At 71.0% G+C, this 21,423-nt stretch carries 25 protein-coding genes and 1 pseudogene; 13 read left to right on the top strand and 13 right to left on the bottom strand.

Annotation, left to right across the window (positions count from 1 at the left end):
• Window positions 1–39 precede the first annotated feature (39 nt).
• The 5 genes from HNR10_RS11245 to HNR10_RS11225 form a co-directional block, all read right to left on the bottom strand.
• Window positions 40–1,050 (bottom strand): TIGR03842 family LLM class F420-dependent oxidoreductase, encoded by a 1,011-nt coding sequence (locus tag HNR10_RS11245; RefSeq protein ID WP_179822995.1) that lies wholly within the window; start codon window positions 1,048–1,050, stop codon window positions 40–42.
• Window positions 1,051–1,064: 14 nt separating this feature from the next.
• On the bottom strand, window positions 1,065–2,471 hold the full coding sequence (hydA, locus tag HNR10_RS11240) for a dihydropyrimidinase (RefSeq protein ID WP_179822994.1): 1,407 nt from the start codon (window positions 2,469–2,471) through the stop codon (window positions 1,065–1,067).
• An 11-nt stretch (window positions 2,472–2,482) separates the two neighbouring features.
• Window positions 2,483–3,325 (bottom strand): nitrilase-related carbon-nitrogen hydrolase, encoded by an 843-nt coding sequence (locus HNR10_RS11235; protein WP_179822992.1) that lies wholly within the window; start codon window positions 3,323–3,325, stop codon window positions 2,483–2,485.
• A 314-nt stretch (window positions 3,326–3,639) separates the two neighbouring features.
• Entirely contained in the window at window positions 3,640–4,041 is a 402-nt protein-coding gene (locus HNR10_RS11230; protein ID WP_179822990.1) for a DUF4352 domain-containing protein, read from the bottom strand.
• Window positions 4,042–4,296: 255 nt separating this feature from the next.
• The gene (locus HNR10_RS11225) at window positions 4,297–5,238 is read right to left on the bottom strand and encodes a hypothetical protein (RefSeq protein ID WP_218897707.1); all 942 of its coding nucleotides are present in this window, start codon (window positions 5,236–5,238) and stop codon (window positions 4,297–4,299) included.
• A gap of 174 nt (window positions 5,239–5,412) precedes the next feature.
• Here HNR10_RS11225 and HNR10_RS11220 point away from each other — a divergent pair, with 174 nt between their 5' ends.
• A complete protein-coding gene (locus HNR10_RS11220) occupies window positions 5,413–5,883 on the top strand; it encodes a flavodoxin family protein (protein WP_179822989.1) in 471 nt (156 codons plus the stop codon).
• Window positions 5,884–5,996: 113 nt separating this feature from the next.
• Here HNR10_RS11220 and HNR10_RS11215 read toward each other — a convergent pair whose 3' ends face one another.
• Together HNR10_RS11215 and HNR10_RS11210 are read right to left on the bottom strand one after the other, a co-directional pair.
• A complete protein-coding gene (locus tag HNR10_RS11215) occupies window positions 5,997–6,353 on the bottom strand; it encodes a hypothetical protein (protein WP_179822987.1) in 357 nt (118 codons plus the stop codon).
• Window positions 6,354–6,371: 18 nt separating this feature from the next.
• Window positions 6,372–7,079, bottom strand: coding sequence for a hypothetical protein (locus HNR10_RS11210; RefSeq protein ID WP_179822986.1), 708 nt, complete (start codon window positions 7,077–7,079; stop codon window positions 6,372–6,374).
• A gap of 153 nt (window positions 7,080–7,232) precedes the next feature.
• On the opposite strand from HNR10_RS11210, the gene HNR10_RS31975 reads away from it, so the two are divergent.
• The 4 genes from HNR10_RS31975 to HNR10_RS11190 all read left to right on the top strand — a co-directional run bounded on the left by HNR10_RS31975 (window position 7,233) and on the right by HNR10_RS11190 (window position 10,479).
• Window positions 7,233–9,206 carry a sensor histidine kinase gene (locus tag HNR10_RS31975; protein WP_179822984.1) on the top strand — a complete coding sequence of 658 codons (1,974 nt, stop codon included), beginning with the start codon at window positions 7,233–7,235 and terminating at the stop codon, window positions 9,204–9,206.
• Window positions 9,203–9,850, top strand: a complete 648-nt coding sequence (locus HNR10_RS11200) for a response regulator transcription factor (protein ID WP_179822982.1) — start codon at window positions 9,203–9,205, stop codon at window positions 9,848–9,850. Before HNR10_RS31975 ends, HNR10_RS11200 begins: the two co-directional genes overlap by 4 nt.
• An 89-nt stretch (window positions 9,851–9,939) precedes the next feature.
• Window positions 9,940–10,158: a hypothetical protein gene (locus tag HNR10_RS11195; RefSeq protein ID WP_179822980.1), complete on the top strand. Its 219-nt coding sequence runs from the start codon at window positions 9,940–9,942 to the stop codon at window positions 10,156–10,158.
• Between the two features lie 138 nt (window positions 10,159–10,296).
• Window positions 10,297–10,479 carry a hypothetical protein gene (locus tag HNR10_RS11190; RefSeq protein ID WP_179822979.1) on the top strand — a complete coding sequence of 61 codons (183 nt, stop codon included), beginning with the start codon at window positions 10,297–10,299 and terminating at the stop codon, window positions 10,477–10,479.
• Here the strand turns inward: HNR10_RS11190 and HNR10_RS11185 are convergent.
• Together HNR10_RS11185 and HNR10_RS32170 are read right to left on the bottom strand one after the other, a co-directional pair.
• On the bottom strand, window positions 10,476–11,435 hold the full coding sequence (locus tag HNR10_RS11185; RefSeq protein WP_179822977.1) for an IS481 family transposase: 960 nt from the start codon (window positions 11,433–11,435) through the stop codon (window positions 10,476–10,478). The two genes, HNR10_RS11190 and HNR10_RS11185, sit on opposite strands and share 4 nt — an antisense overlap.
• Before the next feature lie 111 nt (window positions 11,436–11,546).
• Window positions 11,547–11,696 (bottom strand): annotated as a pseudogene (locus HNR10_RS32170) (YdeI/OmpD-associated family protein); the annotation flags it as partial.
• A gap of 135 nt (window positions 11,697–11,831) precedes the next feature.
• Here HNR10_RS32170 and HNR10_RS11175 point away from each other — a divergent pair.
• The 5 genes from HNR10_RS11175 (at window position 11,832) to HNR10_RS11155 (ending at window position 16,748) form a co-directional block, all read left to right on the top strand.
• Window positions 11,832–12,521: a response regulator transcription factor gene (locus HNR10_RS11175; RefSeq protein WP_179822975.1), complete on the top strand. Its 690-nt coding sequence runs from the start codon at window positions 11,832–11,834 to the stop codon at window positions 12,519–12,521.
• Window positions 12,518–13,966, top strand: coding sequence for a sensor histidine kinase (locus HNR10_RS11170; protein ID WP_179822974.1), 1,449 nt, complete (start codon window positions 12,518–12,520; stop codon window positions 13,964–13,966). The genes HNR10_RS11175 and HNR10_RS11170 overlap by 4 nt, the downstream gene beginning before the upstream one ends.
• Window positions 13,967–14,131: 165 nt before the next feature.
• The gene (locus HNR10_RS11165) at window positions 14,132–15,634 is read left to right on the top strand and encodes an ABC transporter permease (protein WP_179822972.1); all 1,503 of its coding nucleotides are present in this window, start codon (window positions 14,132–14,134) and stop codon (window positions 15,632–15,634) included.
• Window positions 15,635–15,636: 2 nt separating this feature from the next.
• Window positions 15,637–16,341 (top strand): ABC transporter ATP-binding protein, encoded by a 705-nt coding sequence (locus HNR10_RS11160; protein ID WP_179822970.1) that lies wholly within the window; start codon window positions 15,637–15,639, stop codon window positions 16,339–16,341.
• A complete protein-coding gene (locus tag HNR10_RS11155) occupies window positions 16,338–16,748 on the top strand; it encodes a hypothetical protein (RefSeq protein ID WP_179822969.1) in 411 nt (136 codons plus the stop codon). Before HNR10_RS11160 ends, HNR10_RS11155 begins: the two co-directional genes overlap by 4 nt.
• Window positions 16,749–16,812: 64 nt before the next feature.
• Here HNR10_RS11155 and HNR10_RS11150 read toward each other — a convergent pair whose 3' ends face one another.
• Genes HNR10_RS11150 through HNR10_RS11140 form a run of 3 tightly spaced genes read right to left on the bottom strand, consistent with a single transcriptional unit; the run spans window position 16,813 to window position 18,497 of the window.
• On the bottom strand, window positions 16,813–17,421 hold the full coding sequence (locus HNR10_RS11150; RefSeq protein ID WP_179822967.1) for a YdeI/OmpD-associated family protein: 609 nt from the start codon (window positions 17,419–17,421) through the stop codon (window positions 16,813–16,815).
• 29 nt (window positions 17,422–17,450) lie between these two features.
• A complete protein-coding gene (locus HNR10_RS11145) occupies window positions 17,451–17,645 on the bottom strand; it encodes a DUF397 domain-containing protein (RefSeq protein ID WP_179822965.1) in 195 nt (64 codons plus the stop codon).
• A gap of 12 nt (window positions 17,646–17,657) precedes the next feature.
• Complete coding sequence (locus tag HNR10_RS11140; protein WP_312889210.1) at window positions 17,658–18,497, bottom strand: helix-turn-helix domain-containing protein; 840 nt, start codon at window positions 18,495–18,497, stop codon at window positions 17,658–17,660.
• Window positions 18,498–18,667: 170 nt separating this feature from the next.
• Between HNR10_RS11140 and HNR10_RS11135 the strand changes: the two genes are divergently transcribed.
• Genes HNR10_RS11135 through HNR10_RS11125 form a run of 3 tightly spaced genes read left to right on the top strand, consistent with a single transcriptional unit; the run spans window position 18,668 to window position 19,823 of the window.
• Entirely contained in the window at window positions 18,668–19,183 is a 516-nt protein-coding gene (locus HNR10_RS11135) for a hypothetical protein (RefSeq protein WP_179819773.1), read from the top strand.
• Window positions 19,183–19,461, top strand: a complete 279-nt coding sequence (locus HNR10_RS11130; protein WP_246406177.1) for a hypothetical protein — start codon at window positions 19,183–19,185, stop codon at window positions 19,459–19,461. Before HNR10_RS11135 ends, HNR10_RS11130 begins: the two co-directional genes overlap by 1 nt.
• Complete coding sequence (locus HNR10_RS11125; protein WP_179822961.1) at window positions 19,458–19,823, top strand: hypothetical protein; 366 nt, start codon at window positions 19,458–19,460, stop codon at window positions 19,821–19,823. The genes HNR10_RS11130 and HNR10_RS11125 overlap by 4 nt, the downstream gene beginning before the upstream one ends.
• Window positions 19,824–19,891: 68 nt before the next feature.
• Here HNR10_RS11125 and HNR10_RS11120 read toward each other — a convergent pair whose 3' ends face one another.
• Window positions 19,892–21,268, bottom strand: coding sequence for an aspartate aminotransferase family protein (locus tag HNR10_RS11120; RefSeq protein ID WP_179822960.1), 1,377 nt, complete (start codon window positions 21,266–21,268; stop codon window positions 19,892–19,894).
• Window positions 21,269–21,423: the final 155 nt, after the last annotated feature.

Below are 21,423 nucleotides of genomic sequence, written 5' to 3'. Positions count from 1 at the left end.
GGCCAGGACAGTGTGCGCGCCCGTTGTTGACTCGGTGTTTCAGCTGACGGCCGGGATGATCTCACTGCCGTAGGCGTCGATGACCCCGTCGACGTCGTCGTGCATGGCGTACACGGCGAACTGGTCGACTCCGGCCTCGCGCAGCCGCTCCAGCTTCTCCTTGTGCTCCGCCACCGTGCCCAGGAGGCAGAACCGGTCGACGATGGGGTCGGGTACGAAGGCGGTGTCCGGGTTGTCCGCCCGGCCGTGGTGGCTGTAGTCGTACCCCTCCCTGGCACGGATGTAGTCCGTCAGCTCCTCCGGGACGGCGCCGGAGTGCTCCCCGTAGCGCGACACCAGGTCCGCCACGTGGTTGCCCACCATCCCGCCGAACCACCGGCACTGGTCGCGGGCGTGCGCGAGCGCCTCGGGCGAGCCGTCGGTGACGTACGCGGGCGCCGCCACGCACACCTTCACCTCGTCGGGGTCGCGGCCCGCCTCGACCGCCGCCGCGCGCACCGCCTTGACCATCCACTCGGTCAGGTACGGGTCGGCCAACTGCAGGATGAACCCGTCGGCCTGGCGGCCCACCAGGGACAGAGCCTTGGGCCCGTAGGCGCCCATCCACACGGGCAGGGCGCCGTCCCTCACCCAGGGGATGCGCATGGCGGCGCCGTCGACGTCCGCCTCGCGGCCCTCAGCGAGGTCCTTGATGGCGCGCATGGCCCTGCCGAGCCGGTCCAGGGTGGCGGGCTTGCGGCCCGCCACGCGCATCGCCGAGTCGCCGCGGCCGATGCCGCACACCGTCCGGTTGCCGTACATGTCGTTGAGCGTCGCGAACAGGGAGGCGGTGACCTCCCACGTGCGGGTGCTCGGGTTGGTCACCATCGGGCCGACGACCAGGTCGCGGGTGCGCTCCAGGATCCGGCTGTAGATGACGAAGGGCTCCTGCCAGAGCACGACCGAGTCGAAGGTCCACCCGTGGGTGAACCCCATCCCGTCGGCGCGCTCCATCCGCTCCACCAGCAGGTCGGCGGGCGGGTCGGTCTGAAGGACGAGTCCGATGTCCACGCTGTGCTTCCTCCTCAGACCAGGTACTGGCAGGTGGACCTGGGCACGAACCGGCCGTGGCCGGCCTCGCCCAGGTAGGCGCCGTCGTCCACGACGACCCGCCCGCGCGAGAGCACCGTGCGCGCGCGGCCGGTCAGGCGCCTGCCCTCGTAGGCGGAGTAGTCGACGTTCATGTGGTGGGTCTCGGCGGAGACCACCTGCTCGGCCGCGGGGTCGTAGACGACCAGGTCGGCGTCGGCGCCCGGGGAGACCGTGCCCTTGCGCGGGTAGAGGCCGAACATGCGCGCCGGGGTGGCGCAGGCGATCTCGATCCACCGCCGCCGGCTGATGTGCCCGTCCACCACGGCCTGGTGCAGCAGGTCCATCCGGTTCTCCACGCCCGGCATGCCGTTGGGGATCTTGGAGAAGTCGCCCCGGCCCATGTCCTTCTGGCCGCTGAAGCAGAACGGGCAGTGGTCGGTGGAGACCACGGACAGGTCGTTGGTGCGCAGCGCCCGCCAGAGGTGCTCCTGGTGCTCCTTGGGGCGCAGCGGCGTGGAGCACACGTACTTCGCGCCCTCGAAGTCCGGCTCGGCCAGGTTGTCGGTGGACAGGAACAGGTACTGCGGACAGGTCTCGCCGAAGACGTTGAGCCCCTTGGCCCGGGCTCGCGACAGCTCCTCCACCGCCTCGTTCGCCGACACGTGCACCACGTAGAGCGGCGCCCCGGCCACGCGCGCCAGCTGGATGGCGCGGTGGGTGGCCTCCGACTCCAGCAGGGCCTTGCGGACCTCGCCGTGGTACCGCGGGTCGGTGCGGCCCTCGGCCAGGGCCTGCTCGACCAGCACGTCGATGGCGATGCCGTTCTCCGCGTGCATCATCGTCAGGGCCCCGTTGGCGGCGCCGCGCTGCATGGCCCGCAGGATCTGGCCGTCGTCGCTGTAGAACACGCCCGGGTAGGCCATGAACAGCTTGAACGAGGTGATGCCCTCGTCCACCAGGACGTCCATCTCCTTGAGCGAGGACTCGTTGACGTCGCTGAGGATGGCGTGGAAGGAGTAGTCGACCGCGCACTGGTCGTCGGCCTTGGCCATCCACGCGTCCACGCCGTCCCGCACCGCCTGGCCGGGGCGCTGGATGGCGAAGTCGACGATCGTCGTGGTGCCGCCCCACGCGGCGGCCCGGGTGCCGGTCTCGAAGGTGTCGGCGGACTCGGTGCCGCCGAAGGGCATCTCCATGTGGGTGTGCGCGTCCACACCGCCGGGGATGACGTAGTGGCCGGCGGCGTCGATGACGTCCGCGCCGCTGTCGGCCCAGGTGCGGGCGGTGTCGCTGCCGCGCAGGGCGAGGGCCGCGACCTTGTCGTCCTCGACCAGGACGTCGGCCTCGACCTCCTCCGCCGCGGTGACGACCAGGCCGCCTCTGATGACGGTTCGTGCCATGTGCGTGCCCCCTATCCCTCGACCAGCGGCTCGTAGGCGTCCGGGCGGCGGTCGCGGTAGAACGCCCACTGCTGCCGGACCTCGTCGATCAGGTCGAAGTCGAGGTCGCGGACGACCAGTTCGGCGGCGGTGTCCGAGGCGACCTCGCCGACGAACTGCCCGCGCGGGTCGACGAAGTAGCTGGTGCCGTAGAAGTCGTTGTCGCCGTACTCCTCCACGCCCACCCGGTTGATGGCGGCGACGTAGTAGGCGTTGGCGACCGCCGACGCGGGCTGTTCGAGCTGCCAGAGGTAGGCGGACAGGCCGCGGTGGGTGGCGGACGGGTTGTAGACGAGCTGCGCCCCGGCCAGGCCGAGCGCGCGCCACCCCTCGGGGAAGTGGCGGTCGTAGCAGATGTAGACGCCGATCCGGCCGACGGCCGTGTCGAAGACCGGCCAGCCCAGGTTGCCGGGACGGAAGTAGAACTTCTCCCAGAAGCCCTTGACCTGGGGGATGTGGTGCTTGCGGTACTTGCCGAGATAGGTGCCGTCGGCGTCGATGACGGCGGCGGTGTTGTAGTAGAAGCCCGGCTTCTCGATCTCGAAGACCGGCAGGACCATCACCATGCCCAGTTCGCGGGCCAGAGCGCTGAAGCGGGTGACGGTGGGGCCGTCGGGGACCGACTCGGCCCAGCGGTAGTGCTCGGCCTCCTGCACCTGGCAGAAGTAGGGCGCGTTGAAGACTTCCTGGAATCCGATGACCTTCGCGCCCTGCGCGGCGGCGTCGCGGGCGTATTTCTCGTGCGCCGCGATCATGGATTCGGTGTCGCCGGTCCACTCGGTCTGGACGAGCGCGGCACGGACGGTGTGCGGCATGGTTCCCTCGCTCCTCGGTGAGCGCCTGTTCGCACTGGTCGTGCGAGTAGGTGGTGCGCGTGCCGGAACACTAGGGAAGGGAGGAATGGCGGGTCAATGACCGGCGTTCCCGCGTCCGTGCTACGACCGGGTTACCCGATTTCGCGATCGTGCCGAAGAGTGACGCAATGTCCCTTGTGGGGCAGAGGGAATTCATAGGAAAAGACAGGTTTGGGGTCTTTTTCCGGGTGGAATTTCATGCGTCCGCACAGGTCGCCGGTGCGATTTCGGCCCGTCCGTGCCTGCACGGGCACGGACGGGCCGCCCACCCGGTGTCACGGTTCCAGGCCCCGGGTCAGGTCCACGGTCACCATGAGGTCGGCCTCGTGTCCCGGGACGACGTACACGTGCTTCAATTCGAGGTCCGGCGCGTCGTAGGCGAAGGAGAGTTCCCTGCTGCCGCCGGCCTCGACGGCCGCGTCCTCCGGGTCGAGCAGGACCACGTGCTCCTTCTCGGTCCAGGGGACGGCCGTCGTGTTGCCGGTGTGCAGTGCGAACTCGGAGGCGTCGACCGGGACCTCGGACCAGCGCTCGTTCTCGATCCGGACGCGGACGACCACGAAGGCGAGGTTCTGCTCCGGCGGGAACTGGAAGAGGTCGTTGCCGACGAGGGGGACCCCCGTCTCGACGGAGGTGATCGTGTAGTACACGCTCTCGACCTCGAACCGGTCCCCCACGGCCGAACGTGCCGCCGCGGTCGTCGTCGGCCGGTACGAGGAGGACCACGGCGGTCGCGGCGACCGCGACCGCGCCCAGGACCGCGAGCGCCGGGCCGGCCCAGGCCCGGGGCGACCTCCTCCGGGAAGCTCGGGGGGTGTGGGGCCGCTGGGGTGCCGGCCCGGGGGAGTGCTCCATGTCGTCCTTGCCGAGAGGAAGGGCCGCCGGGTGTCCCCGGCGGCCCTCCACCACTGCTGTTCCCGTCGGGTGACGGGTCAGTTCAGGTCGACCTCGACCTCGTTGCCGCCGTAGGTCTCGGCGCTCAGGCCGATGGAGACCAGGTCGTCGGCGTCGGGGACGTCGAAGACGATGGCGGTCTCCACCGGGCTGCCCGGAGTCAGCGTCAGCAACATGCTGTCCATCGCCTCCGTGGCCGCGTAGTCCTCCTCGATCCCCTCACCGCTGCTGGTGTACAGGTGCTGCTCGTCGCGCCAGAACGACGCCGAGGAGTCCGCGGCCTCGACGTCGAGCCACAGGACGACGTACTCGCCGACGGGGGTGAAGGTCTGCCCTTCGATGTCGAGCTCGGAGTAGGGGCCCTCCAGCTCCAGAGGGGTGAAGATGATGCCCTCGTGCTCGACGGACTCGCCGATCGTGCCGCCGGTGGGGCCGCTGGGCGTGGTGCCCTCGGTCTCGGTGCCCGGGTCGGTCTCCGGGTCCTCGGGAGCGCCGGAGGTGCCCCCGGTGCCGCCGGTGGGGGTGCTCGGCTCGTCGTTGCCGTTGGCGACGAAGACGATGATGACGACCAGGACGATGCCGATGATGAACAGGCCACCGCAGCCGAGGCCCACGAACAGCCACGGCGACGTCTTCTTGGGCTGGGCGGGCTGGGGGCCGCCCGGGTACGGGGCGCCGTAGGGGTCCCCGCCGGGAGGCATGCCACCGCCGGGCGGCATCCCGCCGGGGCCCTGGCCGTAGGGGTCGTGCGGACCGCCGGGTCCGCCGGGGCCCTGGCCGTAGGGGTCGTGCGGACCGCCGGGACCGCCGGGACCCTGGCCGTACGGGTCACCGGGTCCGCCCGGGCCGGGGCCGTAGGGGTCGCCTCCGGGCGGCATGCCGCCGGGAGGACCCATCGGGGGCTGTCCACCGGTGGGCGGCCCCTGCGGGGGCATTCCGGACGGAGGGCCCCCGTAGGGGCCGTGGGGAGGCTGGCTCATGGTGGTCCTTGGCTTTCTGCTGCGAGCTGGGCGGGTACCTGCCCCACGGGTCGGGGGAGGCGCTCGGGGACTGGTCCGGCCGAGTCGCCCGCGAACAGCGGCGGTTGGTCTCTGGTGGTTCTGACGCCGACGGGGCCGTGTGGGTTCCGGAAGCGTACTGCCTAGTGTGGGGGCATGGCACGACTGCTCATCGTTCACCACACTGTTTCCCCCGCCACCCAGGAGATGCTGGCGGCGGTGATGGACGGTGCCGGAACCGACGATATCGAAGGTGTGGGCGTCCAGGCCAAGGCGGCCCTGGCCGCGACCGTGGGCGATCTGCTCGCGGCCGACGCCGTCATCCTGGGGACGCCGGCCAACATCGGGTACATGTCCGGCGCCCTCAAGCACTTCTTCGACGCCGTCTACTATCCCGCGATGGGTGACACGAACGGAATGCCCTATTCGCTCTACGTTCACGGGGACAACGACACCTCCGGTGCCGTGCGCGCCGTGGAGTCGATCACCAAGGGGATGGGCTGGCACCGCCACCGGCCGCCGGTGGCGGTGACCGGGCGGCCGGGCAACGCTGAACGCGAGGCCTGCTGGGAGCTGGGAGCGGTCACCGCTCTGGCGGCCCTCGAACGGGAACAGGACCGCTCGTGACCGGGTGGCGCCCGCCGGCCGCGGTCCAGCCCGGCCGTCGGTCTCGGAGCGACCCCGGGCATCGGTCCGGTCGGTCTCCTGAGAAGGGGACCGACCGGACCGACACCACCGCGTCAGGTGGCCCGGACGCGCGCCGCCCCGACGAGCAGCAGTGCCACGCACACGGCACTGACCAGCAGGACCACGGAGGCGGCCGCCATGGCCGCCGCCGGAACTCCGGCGACGAAGAACGCGGGGACCGCCGACAGGGCCGAGAGAGCGCGGGTCGCCGCGACGGTCCAGGCCGCCACGCGGCCGCCGCGCCAGGCGAGGACCGCGGCCACCAGTGTCACCGTGGCGAGGGCCGCCGCGAGGACCGCCACCTCGATGGGCGGGAACCCGCCACCGGCGGCCGGCAGCAGAGCCAGGTCGCCAAGGGCCAGCAGGGCCGCCAGCACCACACCGGTACGCAGGATTGCTGAGTTCGGCATCGGAAACTCCTCTTCGTGTCAGTGGGAGGCCGGGGCCAGGTCCCAGTCGTCGTTGGAGGTACGCAGGACGCCGACCGCCGCGGCGGCCATGCCGATCACGGCCAGGCCCCACGCCAGGGCGTCGAACAGCGGGTGGGGCACGACGACCGCGAAGACGATGTGCAGCGGCTGGGAGGCGATGATCGCGGCGCCGGCCCAGGCCGGGACGGCCCGCGCGCGCCACAGGGCCGCGCCGAGCACGATCAGGCCCAGCACATGGCCGAGGACGAAGACGGCCGCGGCGGCCCCCACCGGTGCCAGGGAGGCGTGGGCCTCCAGCACCCGGACCGCGGTCCCGGTGCCGATCCCCTCGGCGGCCAGGCTCCGCGCGTACGAGTCGTCGATCGCGAAGAACAACGTCGCGTAGCCCGGCACCAGCAGGCACAGACCGATCAGGGCCAGGACCGGCGCCCGCCGCTGGGCCGCCCGGCCCGCGGCCAGCGCCGACGGGATCAGCGTCAGCATCGCGAGCACCGAGAGCCACAGCACGGCGTCCATCCGGGCCTGGTTCGCGGCGGTGTCGGCGAGCATCGCGGCCGTGTCGTCGGCGTTCTGGTAGGGGAGGATGCCGCGGATGACGGCGACGGACAGCGGGCCGAGCGGCAGCAGGACCGCGGCGCCGACGCGCCGAACGGTCCGGACGTCGACGGCGCGTGCCGTCGGCGCGGTTCGGGTGGGTGCGGACATGAGGACCACCTCCGAGCCTTCGAGACCTCCACGATCACCCCGCGGGGGACCGGGCCGCCCGGGGGTCCGCCCCCGTGCGTTCCGGGAGAGTCCCCGCCCCGACCAGGGGCCGGCCCCCGGGTGCTCCGGGCCGGACGGGGGGAGGATGAGTATGTGAACGGAGACCGCCGCGCGGTCCGGCTGGTCCGGCTCGCCTGGGCCCTGGCCGCGCTCGCCGGTGCCGAACTCGTGACCGCGCTGGTGGCGGTCCTGGCGCTCGGCATGACCATGGGCGAGGTCGTGAGCAGCTACGTGCTCACGAACGCGGTCATGGGCACCGGCTTCGCCGCGTGCGGCGCGGTCCTGGCCGGCCAGCGCGGGCGCAACCCGATCGGCTGGCTGTTCCTGGCCGCGGGTCTGGCCCACCTGACCTCGGCGGCCGCCGTCCTGCTCGCCGTCCTCGGGCTCGACCTGGGCTGGCCGGAGTGGGGCGTGCGTGCCCTGACCACGGTGTTCATGGCCGCGTGGCCGTGGGGGATCGGCATGTTCCTGGCGCTCGCGCTCCAGCTGTTCCCCACCGGGCGGCCGGTGACGCCGCGGTGGCGCCGGCTGCTGGTGGCCACGGTCGTTCTCGGCATCGGGTTCACCATGACGATGGCCGCGGAACCGGCGCCGGTCCCGATCGGTGGCACCGAGGTCGCCACCTACACCGGTGTGCCGTTCTACGCGTCGGTCGGACCGCTGTGGACCGTCTTCAACGCGGGATCGCTGCTGGGCATCGCCGGTGCGCTGGCGGGTCTGGTGGTGCGTTGGCGGCGCGGCGACGAGCGGCTGCGGCGCCAGCTGCTCTGGCTGGTGCTCGCGGGTCTGGCGGCCGTGGCCCTGAACCTGCCGCGGTGGATCGTCGGGGAGGGACCGATCCTGCTGTTGCTGGCCGTGGTGCTGGTGCCCGTGGCGGTCACCGTGGCGATCCTGCGCCATCAGCTGCTCGACATCCGCCTGGTGGTCTCACGGACGGCCCTCTACCTGGGACTGACGCTCGCGGTCGTGGCCGCCTACAGCGTGCTGGTGGCCGCGTCGGACGCGCTCGTCCGGGGCGCCTCGGGTGTGCCGGTGGTCGCGGCGCTGCTGATCGCCCTGGCCTTCAACCCGGTGCGGATACGGGCGCAGCGCTGGGTGGACCGCCTGTTCTACGGTTCCCGTGGCGACCCGGTGGGGGCGGTCTCGCAGATGAGCGCCCGGTTGGCGGCCGACGACCTGTCGGGTGTGCTCGCGGGGATCGCCGAGGCGCTGCGGCTGCCGTTCGCGGCGCTGCGCCACGACGGCCGCGAGGTCGCGGCTGTGGGGGACCGGCCGGAATCGACGCACACGGTGGCGCTCGCGTTCCGAGGGGCCCGCGTGGGGGACCTGGTGGTGGGGCACAGGTACGGCGAGCGCGCGCTGAGCGGCGCGGACCGGAACGTGCTCGCGCTGCTGGCCTCGCCGCTGGCCGCCGCGCTGCACGCCTCCGCGCTGAGCGACGAGCTCCAGGCCTCGCGTGAGCGGATCATCGCCGCCCGCGAGGAGGAGCGCCGCCGCCTGCACCGCGACCTGCACGACGGGCTGGGGCCGGTGCTGACCGGGGCCGGGTACAAGGCCGACGCGGCGAGGAACCTGGTCGCCGACGCCCCCGAACGGGCCGGGTCGCTGATCGCCGAGGTCAGAACCGATCTGAAGGCGGCCGTGGACGACGTCCGGCGCATCGTCTACGGCCTGCGTCCGCCGGCGCTCGACGAACTCGGCCTGGTGGGCGCGGTCCGCCGCCAGTGCGAGGCCCTGCTGATCGACGTGGACCTGGACGCGCCCCCGGCCCTCCCGGCGCTGCCGGCGGCGGTGGAGGTCGCGGCCTACCGCATCATCAGCGAGGCGCTGACCAACGCCGCCCGCCACGCGAGGGCGGACTCGGTCCGGGTCGGCATCCGCGTGGGAACGGCGGTCGAGGTGACCGTCGAGGACGACGGAGGGAGCGGTGACCCGTGGGAACCGGGCGTCGGACTGCGCTCCATCCGCGACCGGGCCGCCGAGCTGGGCGGTTCGTGCAGGGCCGGTCCGGGTCCGAATGGCGGCCGCGTCGAGGCCGTCCTACCGTTGGAGGTGGCCCGGCCATGATCCGGACCGTGATAGCCGACGACCATCCGGTGGTCCGGGACGGGCTCCGGGCGCTGTTCGCCTCGCTGGCCGGCATCGAGCTGGTCGCCGAGGCCGCGACCGGCCGTGAGGCGATCCGCGCGGCGGTCACCGAGCGGCCCGACGTCATCGTGATGGACCTGCACATGCCCGACGTGGACGGCGCCGCGGCGACCGCCGAGATCGCCCGCACCGCACCGGACGTCGCAGTGCTGGTCCTGACCATGTTCGAGGACGACGACTCGGTGTTCGCCGCCGTGCGGGCCGGCGCCCGCGGCTACCTGTTGAAGGGCGCCGACCAGGAGGAGATCACCCGGGCCATCACGACCGTGGCCGCCGGCGGCGCCGTGTTCGGTCCGGGCATCGCCCGTCGGGTCCTCGGGCACCTCACCGCTCCGGCCCCCGCCGCGGCAGAGCCCTTCCCGGACCTCAGCCACCGCGAACGCGAGGTGCTCGACCTCATCGCCGCGGGTCTGAACAACACCGCCATCGCGGACCGGCTCCACCTGGCGCCCAAGACCGTCGGCAACTACATCTCGGCGATCTTCGCCAAGCTCCGGGTGGCGACGAGGAGCGAGGCGATCGTGCGGGCCCGCGACGCCGGCCTGGGAGACCCCGGCGCCTGAGTGGCGTCGGTCACGGGGGGTTGACCTCAAGGATTGTTGAGGTCGCAGGATCGGTGTCGTACCGAGAGCACCGCAGCCAAGGAGCCCCCATGGTCACCAGGACCACCCTGCCGTCCTTGGCCTGGAGGGGGTTCGTGCGGGTCGGTCAGGTCACCGGGACCGTGCTGGCCGCCGCCTCGACGGTGATGCCGCTGTTCGCGCAGACCGACGCGGGGACCATCGCCGTCCTGGCCCTCATGCACGTGACCCTGGCCCCGACCGTGTGGTTCGGCCTCGGCGCCGTCCGACGCCGGGCCCTGGCCGTCTGAGGCCGGGCCGTGCGCTCCGTGGCCCCGGGCGGCATCGCCGCGGGGGCCACGGACGTGAACGCGGGTTTCGGTCGTGGGTCGCAGTCGATCGCACCAAGGTTGCGGCGTATCACCCTCAGCAACGAAAGGGAAGGTGTCATGCGCCTTCCGATCCTGTTGATATCCCTCACCGCGGCCGTCGTCTCGGCCGCCCCCGCGCCCGCGTTCGCCGAGTCCGACGCCGGGCTGATCTGGCGGGACGAGATGGTGGACCTCAACGTGGTCTCCGCCGACGTCGAGGCTCCCGGCGGCATCGTCGTCCTGAACCCGGTCGACCACTAGGTGTACTGACCACGGAGGTTGGTAACACGTGAGGCGGGAGGGCCGCCGAGCGCGGTGTGGAACCGGTGGTGATTGTAGTGATGCAACCACTGCGGGAAGGCCTCCCGTCGCTCGGCCTCTGAGGTGTAAGGGCGGGCGTAGGCCCATTCCTCGGCCAGGATCCGGTTGAAGCGCTCGACCTTGCCGTTGGTCTGGGGCCGGTAGGGCCGGGTGCGCTTGTGCTTGATGCCCTGGGCGGCGAGCGCGTCGCGCCAGGCGTGGGACTTGTAGCAGGCGCCGTTGTCGGTCAGGACCCGCTCCACGGTGATGCCCACCGAAGCGAAGTAGGCCCGGGCGCGTGCCCAGAACGCGACCGCGGTCTCCTTCCTCTCATCGGCCAGGATCTCGGAGTAGGCCAGGCGGGAGTGGTCGTCCACGGCGTTGTGGATGTAGGCGTAACCGGCCCCGGAGCGGTGTTTGCGGCCCTGGGGCCGTCCCAGCGCCCGGTGGCCTCCGCCGGCGGGGATGTTGCCGCTCTTCTTGACGTCCACGTGCACGAGCTCGCCGGGCCGGTCCCGTTCATAGCGGCGCACCACCCGGCTGGTGGCCCGGTCGGTGTGGGCCAGGCGGGGCATGCGGTAACGGGTCAGGATCCGGTGCACGGTCGAGGCGTGCATGCCCAGGTGGCCGCCGATGCGGGCCGGCCCCCACCGTTTGAGGACACGGAGTTTGATGACGCGGCGCTCCCGCCGGGTGGGGGTGCGCCGGGGTGAGCGGGCCGGGCGGCTGGAGCGGTCGTGCATACCGGCTTCGCCGTGTTGCCGGTAGCGGCCGGCCCACTTGCGGGCGGTGGTGACCGCGACCTGGAAGCGTTCGGCGGCACGCCGTAGTGGCCACTGGTCGTCGACCACGCAGCGGGCCAGGGCGAGGCGCCCTGCGGGGGCCAGGCGGGCGTTGGCGTGGGTAGTGTGGGGCATCGAGGGCCTTCTGGTGGGTCGGTGTAGACGTGGTAATCCACACCGATACCGAAGGCCCTCTTCTCGTGTGTCAGCCGGGGTGGGTGTTACCAACCTCCGTGGTCAGTACAACTAGGGCGTGTTCTGTGGCCCCTGTGCCACGTCCCGAATGGCCCGCTCCAGCCGTGCCTGCCGGTTCTCCGGCGTGGCGGCCTGGAGCAGCGGGAGCATCACGAGGTAGCGGGCGATCCGGTCGAGCGAGTCGAACGCCGTCCTCGCCGCCGGATCCGCGCGTCCGGGGGGAGCACGCGAGCGGTCGGACTCCGCTTCCCGGCATCGATGACCTCGACAGACGCGCCGGGGTGCGTAGTCGCGGCTCTTAGATTCGTCATAAGTCGCCTTGCTATTGTTCGGCTCATGCGGATCGTGCTCGTCGACGACGAACCGGCGCTGTTGCGTTCTGTGGCCCGCTCCCTGCGTTTCGAGGGATACACGGTGACCACCGCCGACGACGGGCCGGCGGCGCTCGACGCGATCGCCGCCTCGCGACCCGACGCGGTCGTTCTGGACCTGATGCTCCCCACGCTCGGAGGGATCGAGGTCTGCCGTCGAATGCGTGCCGCGGGCGAGACGGTGCCGGTGCTCATGCTCACGGCCCGCGACGCCGTCACCGACCGCGTCGCGGGGCTCGACGCGGGCGCGGACGACTACCTGGCCAAGCCCTTCGCCTACGAGGAGTTGCTGGCGCGCCTGCGCGCCCTGTTGCGTCGTACGAGGTCCACATCGTCCGAAGGGCCGCTGACCGCCGGGCCGCTCCTCGTGGATCCGACCGGCTGGCGCGCCACCGCGAGCGGGGCGGACCTCACGCTGACCCGCCAGGAGTTCCTTCTCCTGGAGGTCCTGGTGCGCCACCCGGGCCAGGTGCTCACGCGAAGCGCGCTCTACGACCACGTGTGGGACGGCGACCTCGACGAGTCGTCGAATTCGCTCGAGGTCTACGTCGGATACCTGCGCCGCAAGCTCGCCGCGGCGGGTGCCGACGGACTGATCCACACGGTGCGCGGCGTCGGATACACGCTTCGCACCGACAGGAGCGTCACCCGATGAGCATGCGGACCCGGCTGACGGTCCTGGTCTCCGCCGCCGTGGCGCTCGCCGTGATCGCCGCGTCCCTCATCGCCTGGGCGATGATCCGCGGCTGGATGGTGAGTGAGATGGACGAATCGCTCCTGGCGAGGGTGCCGGACGCGGGGCGCATCGAGCGGATCACGGGACAGCTGCCGGAGGGCGCACCCGCCGACAACCGCCTGTTCCACGTCAACGGCCTGATCCAGCGGGACCAGGTGGCGGTGCAGTTCCTGAGACCTGACGGCGCCGTGGAGCGTCAACTCGCGCCCCCCGCGTTCTCCGATCGGTTGAGCGCGCTCTCGGAGGACGGAGTATCCCTGCCGGTGCCACCCGCCGGCGATCCCCGCCTCGACACCGTGACGATAGCGGGCGAGAACTATCGCGTGCTCTCGACACGCGTCGGGGAGTCCGCAACCATCATGCGCCTCTTCCAGCCGCTGTCCTCGCTTGAGCAGACCCTCACCGCCATCGGCTGGACGCTCGCCGCGACAGCGGCCTCGGGCGTCGCCCTCGCCGCGGGGGTCGGCTGGGCGGTGGCGGCAACGGCCGTCCGCCCTGTCCACCGCCTCGTCGACGCCGCCGAAGGCGTCACCGCCACGGGCGATCTGAGTCGGCGTGTGCTGCTGCGGCGCCGAAAGCGCGTACGGCAGGGGAAGGACGAGCTGGATCGCCTGGGCGAGTCGTTCAACTCCATGCTCTCGGCCCTTGAGACCAGCCGCGCCCAGCAGCGCGAGCTGCTCGAGAACGCCAGCCACGAACTGCGCACGCCGCTGACCGTTCTGCGCAACGACTTCGGTCTGCTGGCCCGTCTGGAGCGCTCCGACGCCGGTATGGCGGACGAGCGACGACAGCTGATCGACGACCTCGACACGCAGGTCGCCGCGCTCGCCGACGAGGTCGACCAGATCGTCACCCTCGCCCGCGGCGACGCCGTGGCGGAACCGCGCCGGCTCACCTCGCTCCCCGGGATCGTCGAACAGGCCGCAGCGCGCGTCCGACGCCTCGATCCCGCCGTCGCGGTGACCGTGGACGCGCAGCCGGCGACCGCTGTCGTCTATCCCGTGGCGCTCGAGCGCGCCGTGGCGAATCTCGCCCGCAACGCCGTGCAGGCGTGCGCGGGCGGGGGGACCGTCACCGTCACGCTGCGCACGACCGCGTCCGCCCACCGCATCGAGGTGCTCGATGACGGCCCGGGCATCGATCCCGACGAGATCCCCCGGCTCTTCCAGCGCTTCTTCCGCGGGGCGCATGGACGCACGAGACCCGGCTCCGGGCTGGGGCTCGCGATCGTCGATCAGGTGGCCGCCCTGCACGGCGGGCAGGCGAGTGCCATGAACCGGCCGGACGGCGGCGCGTGCTTCGTTCTCGCATGGCCGAGCGCCACGCACACCGTCGGAGCGGCGGCGAACGTCCGAGGCGCGTAGGGCGTGTGGGACGGATGCTCGTCCTAGAGGCGCTTACCCGCCTCTTACCTGCCTCACCCACCGCTTAACCGGCTACTACAACCGGATTATCTGCGCCGATCATCCTGAACGGGTCGACCCCTGAGCGCGGCACGCGCCGCCACACCGGAAGGGAACCCTCCACGGATGTACGTCCTCCAGAACGCCGCACGGAACGTGTGGCGCAACCGGGGCAGGAACATGCTCCTCGGCGCGATGATGCTGGTGGTCATCGCCACCACGGTGATCGCCATGATGATCACCTCCACCTCGTCCGGGATCATCGAGGACTACAAGAGCCGCTTCGGCTCCGAGGTCACGTTCACACCCGACATCGAGTCGCTCCGTGAGGAAGCCTCGGCCGATGCCTCGGCCGACGCGAACGGCGGGCCCATGCGGCTCGAGATGCCGACGATCGACGCCGACCAGTACCTCGCCTTCGGTGATTCCGAGTACCTGAAGGCCGCCGACTACACGGCGTCGACGGGCATCGTCCCCACGGACCTGACCGTCGTCGACGAGGATCTCGGCGGCGGAAGCAGCGGGATGCGCATGGGCGGCGGACCCGGCCAGGAGGAGGAGCAGGAGTCGGACGACGCAGTGTCGTACATGGCCCAGCTCATGGCCGGGTCCTTCGAGGAGTTCGACGACGGGTCCCGCGTCCTCGCGGACGGCGAGATGCCGGAAGAGCTGAACGAGGTCATCGTCAGCTCCGAGATCGCGGAGCTCAACGAGCTGGAGATCGGCGACACGTTCACCGCGACGGGCGCGCTGACGGATCCGGACGGCGGCGAGGCGAAGGAGATCGGCTACGACGACCTGACGGTCGTGGGCGTCTACGACGACCTGACCGAGGAGTACAGCCGGACGCCCGTGCAGAACGCGTACAGCAACACGCGGAACCAGGTCCTCACGAACGTCGACACCGTCCTGGAGAACTACGACTCCGCGTACGGCGGCATCCAGGTCAGCGCGACCTACTACCTGACGTCGCCCGACGTGCTCGACGAGTTCGAGGAGGAGGTGCGCGCCGAAGGGCTCCCGGAGGTCTTCGAGGTCACCACGGACGAGTCGGCCTACGAGACGATCGTGGCGCCCGTCGAGGGTCTGAAGTCCATCTCGACGACCTTCATGATCGTCGTCCTGGCCCTGGGCGGCGTCATCATCGCCCTCCTGAGCTCGACGGCGATCCGGGAGCGCAAGTACGAGATCGGCGTGCTGCGCGCCATGGGCATGAAGAAGTCCGTCGTCGCGCTGGGCCTGTGGGTCGAGTCGCTGATCCTGACCGCGACCTGCCTCGTCGCCGGTCTCGCGCTCGGCGCCCTCGTCGCCCAGCCGGTCACGGACACGCTGCTCGCCGGACAGGTGGCGGCCGCGGAGACCGCGACGGAGGGCCAGGGGCCGATGGGCGACGGCATGGGCAGGGGCGGCGGTATGGGTATGGGCGGGGGCGGCGGCGCGGGCGGCTTCGGTCCCGCCGGCGGCGCCACCGACGCCGAGCCCCTCACCGAGCTCGCGGTCGGCCTGTCGCCCGCCGGGGTCGGCCAGATCGCGCTCGTCGCCTTCCTGCTGGCGACTCTCGCCGGCGTCGTCGCGATCTCGCGCATCACCAAGTACGAACCGATTAAGATCCTGGCGGAGAGGAACTGAGCATGACCACGACCACGACGGCACCCGCCGAGACCGCGACGCTCGCACTGCGCGACGTCACCTACCGCTACCCGGGCACCGATCGCGACGTTCTCCGCGGTATCTCGGCGTCGTTCACCTCAGGCGCCGTGCACACGATCGTCGGGAAGTCCGGGTCGGGCAAGTCCACGCTGCTGAGCCTCATCGCGGGACTCGACACGGCCGGATCCGGAGAGGTCGCGTTCAACGGGACCTCGCTCGCCGCGGCCGACCGGGATCGCTACCGCGCGAGGGACATCGGCGTGGTGTTCCAGGGGTTCAACCTCGTGACCAACGCGTCGGCGGTGCAGAACATCGTCCTGTCGATGAACATCTCGGGCAGTCCCGTGAAGGACAAGGCGGAGCACGCGTACGCGCTGCTCGAACGGCTCGGCATCAGCCGTGAGGACGCGACGCGGCCCGTCCTGAAGCTGTCCGGCGGCCAGCAGCAGCGGGTCGGCATCGCGAGGGCGCTCTCCCACGATCCGGCCGTCATCATCGCCGACGAACCCACCGGCGCCCTCGACGAGAAGACGGAGGAGGCGATCCTGGGGATCTTCACGCACCTGGCCCACGTGGAGAACCGCTGCGTGATCATCGTGACGCACTCGAAGCGCGTCACCCAGATCGCCGACGTCGTGCTCGGTATCAAGAGCGGGAAGATCGGCGTCGTCGGGGGCCATAGATGATCCGCGAGGGCCAGGGGGCCCGGCTGCCGCGCATCGTGCTTTTCGTCCTCGGCGGGACCCTGATCGTGCTCGGCGTGCTGGCGGTCGGCTACGGCGCCTGGGCCTGGGCGGAGAGTCGGGCGTACCTCGCCGAAGTCGCCGCGAGCGGTCAGACGGTCGAGGCGTTCGACGGCGCGAACTTCGTCATGTCCAGCGCGGGACTGTTCCTCCTCATCGGCCTCCTGCTCGTGGCGAACGGCGGACTCTTCCTCGTCGCCGGACACCTGCTCCCGCGGCCCGCGGTCCCGGATTCGACGGTGCCCGCCGAGCCGGACCCCGCCGAGTCGGACACCGCCGAGTCGGACACCGCCCGGCCGGTGTCGCGGGAAGACGACCTGGACGACCTCCTCGACGAGATCGAGACCTGACCGGCCGCATATCCGCAGTGAGTGATGCCAGAAGGCCCCGGATGTCTCCGGGGCCTTCGCGCTGCTACAGCCGGTTCCACCGGGAGGATCGCCCGTCGCCCGCCGGCCGCCTCGCCGACAGGGCCCGTACCGCCCGCTCCAGCCGCGTCTGCCGGTTCTCCGACGTTGCGGCCTGGAGCAGCGGGAGCATGACGAGGTAGCGGGCGGTCCGGTCGAGCGCGTCGAACGCCGCCCGCGCTGCCGGGTCCGCGGCGAGCGCCGCAGCGAGGTCGTCCGGCACGACAGCCGTCGCCTGCGATGCGTACGCACGGTCCCAGCGGCCGTCCTCCTGGGCCCGTTGGACCTCGGCGAGGCCGGGCTCTCGCATCCGGCCCGCCGCCGCCAGCGCCGTGACCTTCTCGACGTTCACGCGCGACCACAGACTCCTCGGCCGCCGCGGCCCGTACTTCTGCAGGTAGTACAGGTCGTCCAAGCCCCGGCGCTGCCCGGAGATCCAGCCCCAGCACAGGCCCACGTCGACCAGTTCGTCACTCGTGACCGACGCGATCCCCGACGACTTCTTCGCGACCCTGACCCACACGCCCTCGCGGCGGGTGTGGTGCTCGGCCAGCCAGGCATCGAAGGCCGCCGCGTCCGGGAACGGGACGACCTCCACACCGTTGAGTTCCGCCATGCGGGTCAGGTTAGCCCTACCGGGCCGCGTTACAGGGTGTCGCGGCGGGCGGCGGTGAGGAAGGCCTGCCACTCGCCGGAGTCGGTGAAGGTGAGGTGTCCGAGGTCCCTGTGCTGAGTGTCCCGGACGGCAGCCCCGGTGGGCAGGTCGGCGACCTCGACGCAGTTGTCGCCTCGGCCGCTATAAGACGACTTACGAAAGGTCAGGTGGGTGGATGAATGCATGGTGGTTCCTTGCTAGCTGAGTGATTCCAGGAAGCGAACAGATGCTTCCGGGGACTCCGCCTCACTGCAGATGTGGCCGAAGGTACTGACGTAGTTCTGGATCGTTTCCGGCTGCTCCAAGTAGAGGTCTTCCGTCGCGGTCTCTATGTACACCAGCGGCAGGTCAGCCGGATCTGGGAAGTCCAGGATCATGAAGGCCCCCTCCATGGCAGCATGCGAGCCCACATTGTCGCGGAGGACCTGGATGTCGATATTGGGCAGCTCAGCCATGCGGATCAGGTGTTGAACCTGAGCAGCCATGACGTCGGAGCCGCCGACCCGCTTGCGCAGCGCGGCTTCGTCGACCACGGCCCAGACGTGCGGCGCATCGCTTGACGCCAGGATCTCCTGGCGGCGCATGCGGCCGTCGATCTTCCTTTCGATCTCCGAGTCACTCATGACGCGGCTGCCACGAAGTACGGCAGCAGCGTAGTCGGCGGTCTGGAACAGGCCCGGAACCAGGAGCGCTTCGAAGGTCCGGATCATCGAGGCGCCGCTCTCGAAGTCGGCCAGACCGCCGCGGAGGACGTCCTTGAAGTCCACCCACCAGCCTCGAACGCGGGACTCGCGTGCCAGAGACGTCAGGGCTTCGTGCATCTCGTCAGAGAGCTCGTAAAGCTCCGCGAGATCCTTCATGTCGCGCACCGAGGGCAGCTTCCACTCGTTGCGCTCCATGCGGCTGAGCTTGCCCGAAGCCCATCCGAGCTGCTTGTTGACGCTCTCGATCTTCAGGTTGCGCTCTTCGCGCATGCGCCGAAGCAGGGCAGAGAGCCGTCTCCGCCTGGCGCTGGGGCTGTATCTGCTATCGGCCACCCTGTGTCACCTCCTGGCTCGCCTGATCATAGGCCAGCAACGGGAAACCAGACATATCACCCACTTGTGAATCACATGTTGCGAATTCCAGAGTACGTATCGCATGATGATCTTGCGTCAAGTATTCGAGTCGCTCTCATCCAGCGGCATCCGAGCTGAGGAGGCGCCCTGTGCGCTACCTGCGTTCTGTGGACCTGGAGGCCGTGCGCGCCACGGCCGCGCGGTCCTTCCATCTGACTCGAGCCCCCGAACCCTCCGATCCCCTCTCGATCCGGGAGAGGACGGCCGCACCCGCGGAGTCGGTCGTGGTGTCCCTCCCGATACCGGTGGACAGGCCCCCGGCCGACGAAGGGGGATGGGAGCGGCGGCCGTTGGCCCCCGTGATCGACCTGTGCGAGCACTACCGGCACGGGGAGGGGCGTCCCGGCCTGCGGGTGGCCGCCTTCCGGGCCTGCTCCTGTGACTGGGTCGAGCGGCCCCGGCCGCACCGGCCCAAGCACGCCAGGTGCGAAGCGGAACCCTTGCGGCCGCGCCGTCGTCGGCGTGCCTCCCGGGTGCGGGCCTACGTCTCCCACCCGGGTGGGGACCTCGCCCCGTTGGCGTTGGCGGTGCGCTCGTGGATGGCGGTGGTCGGGACCGCGGCTCCGGACGGCGGGCGCGGGCCGGGGCTGGGGGCGGTGGCCTGATGAAGCGCACGATCTGCGATATCCGCGAGCTGCCCTCGCTGGCCGCGTTGAAGGTCTGGGCGCGCCAGAAGCACGTGAGCGTCGAGTACCTGGGGCGCTCCCTGCGCGACGAACCCGTCTACGGTGCCCGCCGAGGGGTCGTGACCAGGGTGGCGCGCGGTGAGCGGGAGGGCCCGAGCCGGGTGGTGTGGGCGTGGGAGTCACCTTTGGAGCGGCTCTCGCACGGCGATCTGGGGGAGTGGGGCAACCACCTGAACCGCAAGGGGTGCAGGCCATGAGTGGTGAGGACTGGCCGCCGGAGGACCCCTGCCCGCGCTGGTGCGAGGCCGACCACGGCATCGACACCGAACGCATGCGCCACCTGCGCCTGGTCCGCGACCGGGGCGAGGAGGGCGTGAGCGTGTGGCTCACGAGGTCGGACAGCTGGGCCGGGAAGCGCGGCCTGGGCCTGGTGGAGGTGACCGTGTGGGGCCGTCGGGGCGGCTACACGCGAACCTCGCTGGAACCGTCGATGGCCCGCCTCCTCTCCGCCCTCGCCGAGCGGTGCGGGCACGCCGAACTGTCCTCGGCCCTGGCCGAGGCCGCCGAGTCGCTGGACGGGACGCCCGCGACCCCGGATTCCGCCAGGGCCCCCGTGTGAGACCCGCGCATGACGGTGCCCCCGCCGAGGGGACGGGGGCACCGGGGGACGGGGGCGGGGAGGGGGCTCTAGAGCCGGTCCCAGGCCTCCGTGAGGACCTTGCGCAGGATGCGCTCGATCTCGTCGAACTGCTCCGGACCGCAGGTCAGCGGCGGCGAGAGCTGCACGACCGGCTCACCGCGGTCGTCCGCGCGGCAGACCAGGCCGGCGTCGAACAGCGCCTGCGACAGGAAGCCCTTGAGCAGGCTGGTGGACTCCTCCGCGGTGAAGACCTCCTTGGTCTCCTTGTCCTTCACCAGCTCGATGCCGTAGAAGAACCCGTCACCGCGGACGTCGCCGACGATCGGCAGGTCCAGCAGCTTCTCCAGCGTCGCCCGGAAGACGGGGGCGTTCTCGCGGACGTTGTCGAGGATGCCCTCGCTCTCGAACAGGTCGAGGTTGGCCAGGGCCGCGGCCGCCGCGACCGGGTGGCCGGCGAAGGTGATCCCGTGCAGGAACGCGCTGCCCGGCTCCTTGAACGGCTCCATGACCTTCTCGCGGGCGATCACGCCGCCCAGCGGCACGTAACCGCTGGTGGCGCCCTTGGCGAAGGTGATCATGTCCGGCAGGTAGCCGTACTTGGTGGCACCGAAGTACTCACCCAGCCGCCCGAACGCGCAGATGACCTCGTCCGAGACCATGAGCACGCCGTAGCGGTCACAGATCTCCCGCACCCGCTGCAGGTACCCGGGCGGCGGCGGGAAGCAGCCGCCGGAGTTCTGCACCGGCTCCACGAACACCGCGGCGACGGTGTCCGGGTCGTTCTGCAGGATCGCGTCCTCGATCTGGTCCGCGGCCCAGCGGCCGAACGCCTCGTGGTCGTCGCTGTGGACGGGCGCGCGGTAGAAGTCGGTGTTCGGCACCTGGATGGTGCTCGGAACCAGTGGCTCGAACGGCGTCTTGATCGCCTGGAGGCCGGTGATGGAGAGCGCGCCGAGGCTGCTGCCGTGGTAGGCGATCTTCCGGCTGATCACCTTGTGCCGGGTGGGCTCGCCGATCGCCTTGAAGTACTGGCGCGCGAGCTTCCAGGCCGACTCGACGGCCTCGGAACCGCTGGTGGTGAAGAAGACGCGGTTGAGGTCGCCGGGCGCCAGGTCCGCCAGCCGCGCGGCCAGCTCCGCCGCCTTGGGGTGGGCGTAGGTCCAGATGGGGAAGTAGGCCAGCTCCTTGGCCTGCTCCGCGATCGCGTCCGCGATCTCCTCGCGGCCGTGCCCGACCTGCGAGACGAACAGGCCGGCGAGGCCGTCCAGGTACTTCTTGCCCTCGGAGTCGTAGACGTGGACGCCCTCACCACGGGTGATGACGGGGACGTCGGCGTCGTCGTAGCCGGCCATCTCCGTGAAGTGCATCCACAGATGGTCCTTGGCGGCCCGCTGGATTTCTGCCGGGCTCAGGTGCGCTGCCACTTGGTGCTCCCAAGATCGCTGAGTGGGGCGGGGACCTCGGTCGGGTCGACCCGGGGGACCCGAACGGGGTCCTCTCAACAGAAATAGTCGCATCTTTGGCGCCAGTGTCAAGTATCCGTCGGGAAACCCAATCTTTACAACGGAATCCCTTGAAG

This window comes from Nocardiopsis aegyptia (assembly GCF_013410755.1).
GTDB lineage: Bacteria > Actinomycetota > Actinomycetes > Streptosporangiales > Streptosporangiaceae > Nocardiopsis > Nocardiopsis aegyptia.
Note: the sequence above shows the minus strand (reverse complement) of the source record. Positions and strands in the feature narration are given on the sequence as shown.